At 41.4% G+C, this 13,650-nt stretch carries 10 protein-coding genes and 2 pseudogenes; 8 read left to right on the top strand and 4 right to left on the bottom strand.

The window, feature by feature from the left end:
• The first annotated feature begins 32 nt into the window (after positions 1-32).
• Complete coding sequence (locus PSI06_RS05345) at positions 33-341, top strand: VF530 family DNA-binding protein (RefSeq protein ID WP_004588743.1); 309 nt, start codon at positions 33-35, stop codon at positions 339-341.
• A gap of 38 nt (positions 342-379) precedes the next feature.
• On the opposite strand, the gene PSI06_RS05340 is transcribed toward PSI06_RS05345, so the two are convergent.
• Complete coding sequence (locus tag PSI06_RS05340; RefSeq protein WP_004588744.1) at positions 380-1,999, bottom strand: diacylglycerol kinase family protein; 1,620 nt, start codon at positions 1,997-1,999, stop codon at positions 380-382.
• A gap of 456 nt (positions 2,000-2,455) precedes the next feature.
• On the opposite strand from PSI06_RS05340, the gene PSI06_RS05335 reads away from it, so the two are divergent.
• The 7 genes and pseudogenes from PSI06_RS05335 (at position 2,456) to PSI06_RS05305 (ending at position 8,349) form a co-directional block, all read left to right on the top strand.
• On the top strand, positions 2,456-2,980 hold the full coding sequence (locus tag PSI06_RS05335) for a sigma-70 family RNA polymerase sigma factor (RefSeq protein ID WP_024031922.1): 525 nt from the start codon (positions 2,456-2,458) through the stop codon (positions 2,978-2,980).
• Positions 2,977-3,660: pseudogene (locus PSI06_RS05330) on the top strand (anti-sigma factor). The gene PSI06_RS05335 and the pseudogene PSI06_RS05330 overlap by 4 nt, the downstream one beginning before the upstream one ends.
• Before the next feature lie 390 nt (positions 3,661-4,050).
• Positions 4,051-5,642: pseudogene (locus PSI06_RS05325) on the top strand (DUF4331 domain-containing protein).
• 10 nt (positions 5,643-5,652) lie between these two features.
• Positions 5,653-6,165, top strand: coding sequence for an Ig-like domain-containing protein (locus PSI06_RS05320; protein ID WP_273603093.1), 513 nt, complete (start codon positions 5,653-5,655; stop codon positions 6,163-6,165).
• Positions 6,166-6,221: 56 nt separating this feature from the next.
• The gene (locus PSI06_RS05315; RefSeq protein WP_273603094.1) at positions 6,222-6,998 is read left to right on the top strand and encodes a tetratricopeptide repeat protein; all 777 of its coding nucleotides are present in this window, start codon (positions 6,222-6,224) and stop codon (positions 6,996-6,998) included.
• Positions 6,986-7,249 carry a hypothetical protein gene (locus PSI06_RS05310; RefSeq protein ID WP_273604992.1) on the top strand — a complete coding sequence of 88 codons (264 nt, stop codon included), beginning with the start codon at positions 6,986-6,988 and terminating at the stop codon, positions 7,247-7,249. Before PSI06_RS05315 ends, PSI06_RS05310 begins: the two co-directional genes overlap by 13 nt.
• Entirely contained in the window at positions 7,246-8,349 is a 1,104-nt protein-coding gene (locus tag PSI06_RS05305) for a HupE/UreJ family protein (RefSeq protein WP_273603096.1), read from the top strand. The genes PSI06_RS05310 and PSI06_RS05305 overlap by 4 nt, the downstream gene beginning before the upstream one ends.
• A 42-nt stretch (positions 8,350-8,391) precedes the next feature.
• On the opposite strand, the gene PSI06_RS05300 is transcribed toward PSI06_RS05305, so the two are convergent.
• The 3 genes from PSI06_RS05300 to PSI06_RS05290 form a co-directional block, all read right to left on the bottom strand.
• A complete protein-coding gene (locus PSI06_RS05300; RefSeq protein WP_004588751.1) occupies positions 8,392-9,018 on the bottom strand; it encodes a TetR/AcrR family transcriptional regulator in 627 nt (208 codons plus the stop codon).
• 78 nt (positions 9,019-9,096) lie between these two features.
• On the bottom strand, positions 9,097-10,512 hold the full coding sequence (locus tag PSI06_RS05295; protein ID WP_004588752.1) for an efflux transporter outer membrane subunit: 1,416 nt from the start codon (positions 10,510-10,512) through the stop codon (positions 9,097-9,099).
• Entirely contained in the window at positions 10,509-13,643 is a 3,135-nt protein-coding gene (locus PSI06_RS05290; protein ID WP_273604991.1) for an efflux RND transporter permease subunit, read from the bottom strand. The genes PSI06_RS05295 and PSI06_RS05290 overlap by 4 nt, the downstream gene beginning before the upstream one ends.
• Positions 13,644-13,650 lie beyond the last annotated feature (7 nt).

Here is a 13,650-nt window from a genome sequence, read left to right as displayed (position 1 = left end):
CAATGCGCACAGTTTAAATAAGTAGTATGGCTATGGATAATCAACCAAAAAATCCTCTTCATGGGGTAACGTTAGAACAAATTTTAGTAGAGCTTGAGCAGCGCTTAGGGTTTAAAGCCATGGGCGAGCAAGTAAACATTAAATGTTTTACCGACTCACCGAGTATTAAATCAAGCTTAAAATTTTTACGTAAAACCCCTTGGGCTCGCGATAAAGTTGAAGCTCTCTACTTACATACGTTAAGTAACAAACCGCTGCGTAAACCCAAAAGCGCTCAGCGCCCTAAGCCTGCCAGCCAAAGCGATAGCAGTGGTTTTGTTTGGCCAAGCATTAAAAAGTAACACACAAAAATGCACGTTAAATACGTGCATTTTGTATTTTATAGCTCCTTACTAATTACTTTTAACGAGGCGGGGTCAACTGTAATAGTAAGCGTATCCGCTGTTTTTATTTCACCATCGAGTACATACTTAATTTCTTCGTCTGCGGTTATCGTTACTTTTTTAGCGTTGGTATGATGCGAGCTAATTGCTAAATGCGTTTGTGTAATACTACTAAACATAAGTTCAGCAATGCTTAACACGCGAGTGGTGTTTTCATCACTAGGTAGCAGCCAATTAATGTCTAATAGGCCATCTTCGTGATCGGGCTGACCACCTCCTTGAGCTAATAACGTAGTAAATGGCGCAGCATTAGCCACAATAAAGCTATTTGTATTTACCTCCTGCGTTTGATTATCATCAAGGGTGACATAAAGGGTTTGCGCTTTTTGCTCACTAAATGCCTGAAAAAAACCACTTAAATAGGCAAGCTGACCCGATTCGTTTTTTGAGTCTCTATCTGCTTTTTCTACCATTGATTGCTCATAACCAATCCCAGCTAACAACAGCATAAGCTCGTCATTACAATAGGCCGTATCAATTGTTTGGGTTTGCCCATCAATAATAAGATCGCAGGCCTGCTCAACAGGAATGATTTTAGAGCTAATCCCCATAAGCACATGCGCTAATGCATTGGCTGTGCCCATTGGGATAATACCCAGCTTGCACTGAGTGTTTACCAACACACTTGCTACTTCTGTCACGGTTCCATCGCCGCCACAGGCAATTATTATATCTGGCTTATCTTTAATGGCTTGTTTAGCAAGCTCAATACCGTCTATTTCTTTGGTGGTGGTTAATACTTCTAAATCATAATACGCCGACAACCTAGCCACTATTAAATGCTCTTTGTCTTGCCACATTTTGGTACCCGACACAGGGTTTGCAATAATAACGGCTTTGTTTTTAATAACTAGCTCGCCCTTTTTATGTCGCTTTGCTAAATGACGAAGCTGATGCTTATTAAGATTTGCGGTTTCGCGGGTTTCTTTTATTTGCGCGAGCACTTGGTGAACATCGGCGTTTTTATCTTGGCTCAGTAAATACGCTGCCATAACAAATACCGAACGCCCTCTGCCCAGTGCACAGTGAACTACCACGCGGCGGTCTTCTTTAATATGATGATGTATCCAGTTGATGGCTTGGTTTAATTGCGAATGGGTAGGCACACTATGATCAAGCACCGGAATATTTAAATAGCTAATATTTTCTTGTGTAGAGCTCCATTCTAAGCCATCAAACTCACACGTTACATCTAATATTGCCGTTATGCCGTTTTCTTTTAACGTATCAATATCAGAGGGGAACAATCGGCATGCTAAAAATAAATGGTCGTTAATTTTTTGAATGGGAGGGACTTTATCGTGCTTGCGAGAATACGCATTGTAAATTTGAACACCCAGTAAAAAAGGCACAAATGCCCAGCGGATATAAAATGGGATGACACCATTTTCACGCTTTCTAAAAATTTTCGCCAAATTAAAAATGTAAGCACCACTGACAAGAATTAACGACAATGCACTCCAGTAAAATACCACTGCAAAATATACCGAGTTAACCTCCCACCCTATAAATATAAAAATTAACGCTAAAATTAAATAACTCGTTGCAGCCCACATATTTTCTCCTTTATTTTTACTGTTTTGGCACATTTTTTTACAGCTGTGTATAAGTGTAGTAGCAATTTACACGCCAACAAAAGTTATTTTTTAGGAACAAAAACAACACTAAGTAACTGATATAAAATAAATAAAAGTAGCTAGCTTTAGCTGTATTCGCATATTAGGCGCTTTTTACACAGTAATCGGTCATTTTTTCTCACCACCCAAGGTAACTGTTTATATTTAAAACTTGTTTCAATGTGTACAGCAGCTAATATAAATGTCAGCTTAAAAGTTTTTGCATCCAATCACTCTTTTCACACGTTTATTGAGAGTGTGTTTATCTTTATTAGTTAAATTTATAACAGCCTGTTTAATCTCTATTTCAAAGAGATTAGGTTGCGCTTAAATAAAACAATTTTTAATTCACGAAGTTCAACACACCTCGGTAATAATAAAAACAACAGGAACCTTATGGAAAACGACAATTTACTTCCCCTTTTGTGTAAAACAGCACAGGGTAACAAAGCCGCGTTTGCTGATTTGTATCAGCAAACAAGCGCAAAGCTTTTTGCGATTAGTTTAAATATGCTGTCAAACCGCGCGCACGCAGAAGAAGTACTGCAAGAGGCATTTATAAAAATTTGGCATAACGCGTCAGAGTACAATTCATCTAAAGGCACAGTTATTAGCTGGATGATAAGCATTGTGAGATACCGCAGCTTAGATGCATTGCGTTATCACAAGGTCAGAAAAGAGCAGGCAATGGGTGACGATGAATACGACGAACAAGCAGTCGATGTTAGTTACGACGAACAAACCAAACTTGTTAATTGTATTGAGCAACTTGATCCCCAACAAAAACAAGCCATTCATTTAGCCTATTACAAAGGGCTAAGCCATGGTGAGTTAGTCAATCACATAGAAACGCCCTTAGGCACAGTTAAAAGCTGGATCAGGCGTGGTTTGCAGCAGTTGCAGAGGTGTTTAACATTATGAATTATAATAAACCAGAATTACTTGATGCTTTAGCAGGGCAGTAAGTATTAGGTACTTTAAAAGGCCTGGCACGAAAACGTTTTCAACGCTTAATGCTCAGCTTACCGCAAGCCCGAGAAGCCACTATAATGTGGGAGCAAAATTTAAATGATTTAGCCAGTGCAATTACGCCTCAAACACCCAGCGCGCAAGTGTGGAAGAATATTTTAAATACATTAGAACACACCAACCAACCCGTTAAAACGGTGATCAAACCAGCTACATCGTTGTGGCGCAATTGGTCATTTATAGCTACAGCTGCCTGTATTATCTTAGCATTTTTGGTTATTCAGCCCACAACTCAGCCCCAATACAGCCAACCAATTGCTTTAGTACAAAACCAAGATAAGCAATCACTGTGGTTTATTAACGTAGATGAGCAAACATTATCGGTTAAAGCCAGTGATAAACTCGTTGCGCAAACCGATAAAGACTACGAGCTGTGGATGATTTTAAAAGGGCAAGACACGCCAATTTCGTTGGGTCTACTGCCTAAAAACGGTGAAAAACAGTTACTCAAAGGCACGCGCTTTAAGGCGCAAGATATTGCCCTACTCGCTGTTAGCTTAGAGCCTTTAGGTGGCTCGCCAAACGGCCTACCAACACAAGTACTGTACACGACAGATTTAGTTATTTTATAACTAAATAAACGCGACTGGTTGGTCAAACTTTGTTTGGCCAACCTTTTTATTTACCTTGGGGTCTAGCGCCCTTTAACAATTAATATTTGATTAAACTAAAGTAGGCTTAATCGCACTGCGATGCTTATCATATTGTGTGCTCAATACCTGCTGCGTTATTTTAATTGCATACACCCCCTGTAATAAGTATAAAACCAAACCGCTTCAGCCTCTTTATCACTCTCTTATCACTTCCTTATCTAAATGCAAAACAGCCTGCTGAAAATTTAATCTTGAACGTTAAACACCCCTTTATTAACAATAATAAAAAAATATTTAACTTTTTTGCATCCATTGTGCTTTTTGCTTCGTTATTAGTTATGACTCCAATCAAAACTAAAGGAAAAAGTCATGAAAGCTTTAACTCCATCTATACTCGCAGTAGTAGTATGCAGTACCTTAGTAAGCACCTCTAGCGAGGCATCAAGTCATCGTGAAGCGCCGAACATTAGCCGCTTTCCAACCTTAGACTCTACCGACTTTTACGTATTTAATAGTTATGAAGCAGGCAGAGACGACTACGTTACATTTATTGCCAACTATATTCCTCTACAAGATGCCTACGGCGGCCCTAACTACTTTGCTATGGACCCAGATGCAACCTACAGTATTCATATTGATAACGACGGTGATGCAGTTGAGGATATTACCTTTGCTTTTAATTTTACCAGTATGCTGCCAAACGATAATCAAGGCGTGCAATTAACCGTTGGCCCAGAAGATAATCAGCGTACTGTATCTGTACCTCTTAAAACGTTGGTGGTGTAGCAGCAGGTGATGATAGCGCCGCTAATTTTAGCGAGTCATACACACTCAGCATGATAAGCGGTCCACAACGCACGGGGACCAGTACAGCATTAAGTAATACCACCACCAGTTCAACCACGTTTAATAAACCGCTTGATTATATTGGTGACAAAACATTTGGTTCAATGGCTGATTACCAAACCTATGCAGATCAGTTTGTTTATCAAGTTTCGGTACCAGGCTGTGACAGTATGGCCAAAGTATTTGTTGGTCAGCGCAAAGACCCATTTGTCGTTAACTTAGGTAAAACATTCGATTTAGTAAATTACGTTCCCGTTGAAGGTGATAGTGCGCCAGGTGCTGGGGATGGCGGTGGTTTCCCTGGAGGGATTACACAAAGCAGTGAGAATGACGACCTCGTAGATAAAAACGTTACCTCAATTGCAGTTGAAATGCCTAAAAGCTGTATTGTAGGTGAAGGCAACGGCGTAATTGGTTCATGGACAACAGCGAGCCTACCTCAAGCACGCATTTTAAACCCTAACGCTAAATTTGCAGATAACGCGGTAAATGGCGGTGCATTAACACAGGTTTCACGCTTAGGTAATCCATTAGTTAATGAGCTAGTTATTGGTATTAAAGACAAAGATACCTTCTCAACGGCTCACCCTAAAGACGATGCACAGTTTTTAGATTACGTTTCGCACCCGTCTTTACCAGAGCTGTTAAATATTTTATTTAAAGATGCAGTAAATACCACACTTGGCGCTAATTTAGAAACTCTTGCTCCAACTAACTTTCCACGTACTGATTTAATCACCGCATTTTTAACTGGTTTTGCAGGGGTAAACCAACAAGCCACCGTAACGCCATCAGAAATGCTACGTTTAAATACTGCAATTGCAGCCACAGCACAAACTGATCAGTCTGCATTTGGTGTAGCCGGTGATGATTTAGCAGGTTTTCCAAACGGGCGCCGTCCAGGTGACGATGTCGTTGATATTGCACTTCGCGTGGTAATGGGGCGTTTATGTCATCCTATTCCTGTAAATGGTGAAGACACCGACTTAGGTCTATGTACACCAGAGGATGCTGATGTAGGTACAGTGCCATTCACTGATGGTGCTCCAGTTGATGCGAGCATGATGGATGCCACTTTCCCATACTTAGCCACCCCACTTGCAGGCTCTAAATAAGGAGTAACGTATGCGTAATTTAAACCTTACCCATAGCAGTATATTGTTATGCGCTTTGGCACTAAGCGCGAGTAGCAGTGATGATGATAACAAACAACCCACACCGGTTGTAAATTCTGCGCCCAATGCTAGTGATGCAATGTTAATTACACAAACAGAAGTTGAAATTAACGACATGTTAGTGGCCACCGATGCTGATGGCGATACATTAACATACACATTAACTTCGCAGCCGACATTAGGTAACGCTGTAGTAAATAGCGATGGCAGCTTTACCTATACCCCAAACAAAGAAGCAACCGGTAGCGACAGCTTTATGTTTGGTGTATCAGACGGTGTTAACCAGCAAGTGACTGCAGCGGTAAATATAACCATTGAAGCACTGCAAGTGGACTTTGCACAATTTGCAAGCGATGCGTTTAATCAAAGCCCCACTGCGCAACCGCTATCTACCAACGGACGTGTCTTTATCAATACAGACACAGACGTAAGCGGTATTTCATCGGGCGCTTCTGGTAACTAACTCAGTAAGTAAATTAAGCTGATGGCCATGGATGGCTTTTTTAAGAGGATAAAACAATGCGCAGTCATTATAAAAAAATGCTCTTTGTTTTTTGCGCTGCACTTTGTGTAAATAACGTGCTTGCAAAACCAATTACCCCAAAAGATAACGCAATTATTGCCTCAAGCAATGCAACATTAAGTGCTAATTTAACCCTTGAGCAACTCACTGCGCTGGTGCTAAATAGCCAATACATAGGCCAAACAGTGCGCTATCAAGGTGTATTAAAAAAACGCTTAAAAAACCTATATACCGCTTCTGCAACTGCACAAAGCGGTTATTTATATGCACGGGTACTTCAAAAGGAGCATGCGTTTTCGCGTGCCATAGACGTTGCTAATAACGTATTAAAAACCCAGCCAGATCATGTAAACACCCATTTATTACTCGCTAATATGTTGATGACACAAGGCAAATTTGAACAAGCTAAGCGCCATTGCGTGGCATTAATTGGTAACACCAGCCTATTAACGGCCAGCACGTGTGTGCTAGATGTACAAAGCCAACAGGGCAAACTTCGTGAAAGTTATCACGCGTTAGTTAAGCTTACGCAAAACAAAAACAGCAGCTTAGCGACAAAACATGTGCTCAGCGAAATGGCGTTTAGACTCAATAAATTCACCCGTGCGCAGCAGCATATAAATAATATTGATTTAAACACAGCCCCGGTGGCCTTATTGTGCTGTGGGCCGATATTCAACTGCAGCAAAACAACCCTGAAAAAGTGCTTAATACACTCGGTAAACTTGCCAATAGCCACTCATCGCTTGAAGACGCTATTTTGCTCAAGTTAGCCATAGCTGAAAAACGCAGTAATAAGCACACTAATACGGTGTGGCAACCGCTCATGCAACAGCGCGTAAAATTACGTGAACAACGCCAAGATACCTTCCATGCCAACGACTTAGCTAACTACTATATTCATGTACAAGCAAACCAAGCCAAGGCACAATACTGGGCAAATATAAATTGGCAGCAAGCAAAAATGAGTACAGATAAACACTTACTAAGCCAAGCAAATACGATGGTTAGGGATTCTTTATGAGTAAAATAAACGCGTTATTTGTTTTATTTATAGTTGCACTATTTGCCAACTTTAGCGTGCAAGCACATCAGTTGAACACAAGCTACATTTCGCTGGATAATACCGATAACGAAAAGCAATACACAGGCACCTGGCAAATAAATATTAGCGATTTAGAACAACAAGTTGCGCTTGATGTTAACCAAGACACACAAATAAGCTGGGGCGAATTAAAATCACAAAAATCAGCTATCAATCGCTATGCCAAAAATACTCTATCGGTTTTACAAAATGAGCAAACTTGCCCATTAACAATCACCGATAACTACCAATTAGATAATCATTTTAATGAAGCATATTTAGTGTTACCGCTAGTTTTTAGCTGTAACACTGATGCAGATGTAACGTTAACGTACCGCGCTTTTTTTAACCAAGACGCAAACCACAAAGTTATTGTAAATGTAAATCAGGTTTCGCGGGTTTTCACTATAGATGAGCAACAGCACACTTTTACCACTGAGCAATCGAGTTATTTAACGACTTTTAACCAATATGTTTATCAAGGCGTGTTGCATATTTGGATTGGCATTGACCATATTTTATTTTTAATTGCACTACTTTTAACCTGCGTTTTAACACGCAATGATAATCACTGGCAGGCAATAGCAAGTAAAAAGCATATTATTAAGCACACTGCGTGGATTGTGACTGCGTTTACCCTTGCGCATTCACTTACCCTTACTGCTACGGCTCTTAATCTTGTTTCGCCAAGTAGCCGCTGGGTAGAGCTAGGTATTGCAATCTCGGTATTATTTGCGGCTTTAAACAATGTATGGCCGGTTATATTACGCCTTGGCTGGCTTACTTTTGCGTTTGGTTTGTTACATGGAATGGGCTTTGCCAGTGTACTGGGTGAGCTTGGGCTCTCGAGCGATTATCAATTGCTCAGCATTTTAGCGTTTAACTTAGGTGTAGAGCTTGGGCAGCTGAGTATATTGTGTATTACACTGCCGGTGTTACTAACCATGCGCAATAAACCTATTTACATAAAATGGGTGATGCCAATTGGCTCCCTTGCTATCGCTGCAATGGCACTATTGTGGTGCGTAGAGCGCATTTAGCATTAAAAAAGCGAGTCTTTTGACTCGCTTTTTAGTTTTCTATTACTCGGTTTTATCAAACGGCATTAGCAAGGTTTTCATCGCAGGCCTTAGCGCGATTAACACCGTTTCTTCGGTGAGTTCAGGGTAGAGCATCTTACGAAGCAGTAACCCCGCCATCATCGAAAAAATAACGTTAATGCGGCTTTCAAGTTCGTGTTCATCAGTGTCTTTAAGTGCACTACGTTCACTGGTGAGTAGTTGGCGCATGCGCCCCCGTGCTTGAATATCCATATCTCGTAAAAGCGAGGCCACTTTACTATTGCGACCCGCTTCCGCCATCATGTCTAAATCAACCACACAGGCACCGGTATCCATATGCCTTTGTACACCAATGTTTAAGCCATCTATAAGCGCTTGCAGAACATCACCTGGGTGATCTTCAAACTCTTGAAAGATAGAAAACATTTCTTCCATGTCTTTAGCAATAATACTTTCAATTATTGCCTCTTTGCTTTCAAAGTAGTTATATATATGCCCAGCGCTCATGCCTGCAGTACGGGATATTTCGGCCATGCCTGCGCCATGATATCCCTTGCGTTTAAAACACTCTGAGGCAGCACTCAGCACCTGCTCTCGCCTAGCTTGTGCTAATGCTGGGTCTATATGCCTTTTAGCTTTCGTGCTCATAACCCTACTCTGGTATTAAGCGCATACTTAATACAGCGTAAGTTCATTGCATAGCTTAACTTAACAACACCTTTCATTTTACTGCTCTTGCACAGGTGTTTTAGCTATATTCCAGCCGCCACCTAAAGCTTTATACAAATTAATTTGGCTGGCAAGGTAAGCCTGCTGACCTGTTATTAACTGCTGTTGAGCCGAGTACCACGTACGCTGTGCATCAAGTACCTGTAGGTAGCTATCAGCGCCTTTTTCGTAACGCATTTTTGATAAATCGTACGTTAGCTGACGCGAACTAATTAGCATATCAAGGGCATCAAGTTGCTCTTTGTAGCCTTCTCTATCTGCTAATGCATCGGCAGTTTCACGAAACGCATTTTGAATTTTTTGCTGGTACGTCGCCACCGCAATTTCTTGATCGGCCTTTGCCACATCAAGATTTGCCTGATTACGTCCCATAGTAAAAATTGGTAAGTTGATTGACGGTACAAAGCTCCACGTCCCTGAGCCTGAATCAAACAAGCCACTTAAATCACTAGACGTACTGCCCGCAGTCGCGGTTAAGCTAATGCTTGGGTAAAACGCCGCACGCGCTATACCTATATTCGCGTTAGCGGCTAATAAAGCATGCTCAGCGGCTTTAATATCAGGGCGCTGTGTTAATAAATCAGAGGGTAAACCAACCGGTACTTCTGGTAAATCCAGTAAATTAGTTAACGAGTTTGTCGGTAATAAATCACTCGATACAGGGCGCCCTACCAGTAAATCTAACGCGCTTTTATCACGTTTTAACAAGCGTTTATATGTTGCTATATCTACTTTTGCAGTGGCAACCGTACTTTTAAGCTGCTCAAGCGTAATTGCCGATGTAGCGCCTAAATCAAAGCTTTTTTGCGTAAGCGAGAGCGACTCCTGCTGCGAGCTTAATGTTTCTTTAGCAAGCTCTAATAGCTGTAAGTCAGTTGCGTAGTTTAACCAAGCATTGGCAAGCTCAGCAATGAGTGAAATTTGCGTGCTGTATTGCGTAAGCTCAGTGTTATAGAGGTTTTGCAGGGCTTGCTCAGACTGGTTACGTACCTTACCCCAAATATCTAATTCATAAGAGGTAATACCGACCGTTGCGCTGTACTGTGAGCTAATACCTGCTTCACCCGTACTGGTTAAATCAGCCGGTAAACGTTGGCGCGTAGCCCCACCATTAAAATCTAATGAAGGGTATAAACCCGAATCTTCAATTTGGTACAAACCGCGTACACGCTGCACATTTAATACCGCTATTTGCATATCTTTATTATGCTCAAGGCTCAAGCTAATCAAGGTTTGCAATTTTTCATCATTAAAAAATTGCTGCCAATGTAACTGCTGCGCTGCTGCTTGTTCAGTGTCAGATACATAAGTATCTGGCACTGGTAAAGCAAGGTCTTTTTGCTCAGGGGCTAGTTGGCAGCCACTTAAAACAACTAATGTAATTGCGCTTAAAGTGAAGCGTTTAATGCTCATTGTGCGCTCTCCTTTTTATCGTCGGTGTTTTTCATTGGAAATACACGACGAACTAAAACAAAGAATAACGGCACAAATACCACCACTAAAATAGAAGAGGCAAGCGTACCACCTATAATCGAAATACCCAGTGCATTTTGCGCACCTGAACCAGCACTTGAGGCAATAGCAAGCGGTATAACACCACAAATAAAGGCCATTGAGGTCATTAATATTGGACGTAAGCGTAAGTGTACTGCTGCAATAGCCGCATCGACTAACCCTAGGCCTTCTTGCATTTTATGAATCGCAAATTCTACGATTAATATTGCATTTTTAGAGGCTAATCCTATGGTGGTTAATAAACCTACCTGAAGGTAAATATCATTAGATAAACCTGCCATTACCGCGGCAACCGTCGCACCAAATATACCTAATGGCACAATAAGCATAACCGCAAACGGTACAGCCCAGCTTTCATAAAGCGCTGCTAAACATAAAAATACAAACAATAGCGATATGCCGTAAAGTAACGGTGCTTGGCCACTGCTAGAGCGCTCTTGAAACGAGATACCCGTCCACTCAGAGGCAATTCCATTAGGAAGTTGTTTAACTAAGCGCTCCATTTCATCCATTGCTTGGCCAGTACTGTAACCTGGTGCAGCAGTACCTTGAATTTCCATTGCTGAAAAGCCGTTATAACGCTCAAGACGTGGTGAACCATAGGTCCAATACGAACTTGCAAAGGCTGAAAATGGCACCATATCGCCGCTGTCATTACGTACATACCACTTATTTAAATCCTCTGGCACCATACGTCCTTGCGCTTCACCTTGTAGGTAGACCTTTTTAACGCGGCCACGGTCAATAAAGTCATTAACGTAACTACTACCCCACGCAGTTGATAGCGTGCTGTTAATATCAGCCTGAGACACACCGAGTGCTTGTGCTTTAGCAAGGTCAACATCAAGTTGCAGCTCGGGCATATCTTCTTGTCCATTTGGACGCACGCCCGCTAAAATTGGACTTTGGCTTGCTAAACCTAATAACTGATTTCGTGCAGCTAAAAGTGCCTCATGGCCAAGGCCTACACGGTCTTGTAAGAAAATATTAAAGCCATTAGCAGTTCCCAGCTCAACAATTGCAGGTGGCGGAAAGGCAAAAACAAATGCTTCTTTTATCGTTGAAAAGTAGCCCATCGCTTTACCTGCAACACCTTGAACAGATAACTCGTCACGCTGACGCTCATCCCAATGTTTAAGATTTATAAAGGCAATTGCTGAGTTTTGACCAGAACCTGCAAAACTAAAACCAGTCACGGTTAAAATACCGTTTACTGCTTCAGATTGATCGTTTAAAAAGTGATTTTCTACCTTTTTAACAACCTCAAGCGTTTGCTGTGTTGTAGAACCCGCTGGTAATGAAACTTGGTTAAATAAAATACCTTGGTCTTCGTCTGGTAAAAACGCCGTTGGTAAATGCGAAAATACATACACCATGCCACCCACTATCACCGCGTAAATAAGTAAATAACGCTTAGAGTGGTTGATCATTCGGCTAACAAAGCCTTGCGCACCGCTATTAGTTTTATCAAACCCACGGTTAAAGCCAGAGAAAAATTTGCCAATAAATGAGGTGTTATCGTGAACGTGGCTTGGTTTTAAAAGCGTTGCACACAATGCAGGTGTTAAAATAAGTGCCACCAATACCGAAAGACCCATCGCCGATACCAGTGTAATAGAGAACTGACGATAAATGATACCGGTAGAACCACTAAAAAATGCCATTGGAATAAATACAGCCGAAAGCACCATAGCTATACCTACCAGCGCGCCTTTAATTTCATCCATCGATTTACGTGTTGCTTCAAGCGCTGAGAGTTTTTCCTCGGTCATTAAGCGCTCTACGTTTTCTACAACAACGATTGCATCATCTACCAATAATCCTATGGCAAGTACCATCGCAAACATCGTTAGTGTATTTATTGAATAACCAAAGGTGTATAAAATACCAAACGTACCAAGTAAAACTACAGGCACGGCAATAGTTGGAATAAGTGTTGCCCTAAAGTTTTGTAGGAACAAATACATAACTACAAATACTAAAACAACGGCTTCAATTAAAGTGTGAATAACTTTTTCGATAGAGAGCGATACAAATGGCGTTGTGTCGTAAGGTACAACCGCATCTAACCCTTCAGGAAAAAATGGCTTTAACTCTTCAATTGCTTTTTTAACACCTTCAGCTGTATCAAGTGCGTTCGCGCCACTGGCTAATTTGATACCTAAGCCTGATGCTGGTTGTCCATCGTAACGTGCAACAACACGATAGCTTTCACCGCCAAGCTCTACTCTAGCAACGTCCTCTAGACGCACAAAAGAGCCATCTGGATTGGTTTTAACTAAGATTTGTTCAAATTGCTCTGGCGTTTGTAATCGGCTTTGCGCCGTTACTGTAGCATTAAGCTGCTGACCATCAACCGCTGGCATACCACCAAGTTGACCAGCAGATACTTGTGCATTCTGTGCAGAAATAGAGGCGCTGATGTCGGCAGGTGTAAGCTGATAGTTTTGTAGTTTTGCAGGGTCTAACCAAATACGCATCGCGTACTGAGAACCAAACAGCTGTACTTCACCTACGCCTTCAACACGCGAGACAACGTCTTGCACGTTTGATGAAACATAATCGCCAATATCAATATTGGTCATGCTGCCATCTTTAGACACAAAAGCATAAACCATTAAAAAGTTACGCGCTGATTTTGCAACTACCACACCTTGCCTTTGTACGGCTTCTGGTAATAGTGGAGTTGCTGTAGCTAGTTTATTTTGCACTTGAACTTGTGCAATATCAGGGTCAGTTTCAGCGCTAAACGAAAGTGTAAGCGTAGCAGAACCACTCGACTCAGACGTAGATGACATATAAAGCAAGCCATCAAGCCCTTTCATTTTTTGCTCAATAACTTGCGTTACCGTATCTTCAAGTGTTCGTGCAGATGCACCAGGGTACGTTGCAGTAATACTCACTGCAGGTGGTGCAATTGAAGGATACTGCGAAATAGGTAAACTCCTAATCGCCAAAATACCTGCAAGCATCACTACAATAGCGAGTACCCAAGCAAATATCGGTCTGTCGATAAAAAATCGTGACATTAAAACT

Source organism: Pseudoalteromonas sp. GABNS16E, assembly GCF_028598715.1.
Taxonomy (GTDB): domain Bacteria; phylum Pseudomonadota; class Gammaproteobacteria; order Enterobacterales; family Alteromonadaceae; genus Pseudoalteromonas; species Pseudoalteromonas atlantica.
Note: the sequence above shows the minus strand (reverse complement) of the source record. Positions and strands in the feature narration are given on the sequence as shown.

Coding starts and splice junctions, on each gene's coding strand:
- PSI06_RS05345 (WP_004588743.1), top strand. CDS start 33: ATGGATAATCAACCAAAAAATCCTCTTCATGGGGTAACGTTAGAACAA.
- PSI06_RS05340 (WP_004588744.1), bottom strand. CDS start 1,999: ATGTGGGCTGCAACGAGTTATTTAATTTTAGCGTTAATTTTTATATTT.
- PSI06_RS05335 (WP_024031922.1), top strand. CDS start 2,456: ATGGAAAACGACAATTTACTTCCCCTTTTGTGTAAAACAGCACAGGGT.
- PSI06_RS05320 (WP_273603093.1), top strand. CDS start 5,653: ATGCGTAATTTAAACCTTACCCATAGCAGTATATTGTTATGCGCTTTG.
- PSI06_RS05315 (WP_273603094.1), top strand. CDS start 6,222: ATGCGCAGTCATTATAAAAAAATGCTCTTTGTTTTTTGCGCTGCACTT.
- PSI06_RS05305 (WP_273603096.1), top strand. CDS start 7,246: ATGAGTAAAATAAACGCGTTATTTGTTTTATTTATAGTTGCACTATTT.
- PSI06_RS05300 (WP_004588751.1), bottom strand. CDS start 9,018: ATGAGCACGAAAGCTAAAAGGCATATAGACCCAGCATTAGCACAAGCT.
- PSI06_RS05295 (WP_004588752.1), bottom strand. CDS start 10,512: ATGAGCATTAAACGCTTCACTTTAAGCGCAATTACATTAGTTGTTTTA.
- PSI06_RS05290 (WP_273604991.1), bottom strand. CDS start 13,643: ATGTCACGATTTTTTATCGACAGACCGATATTTGCTTGGGTACTCGCT.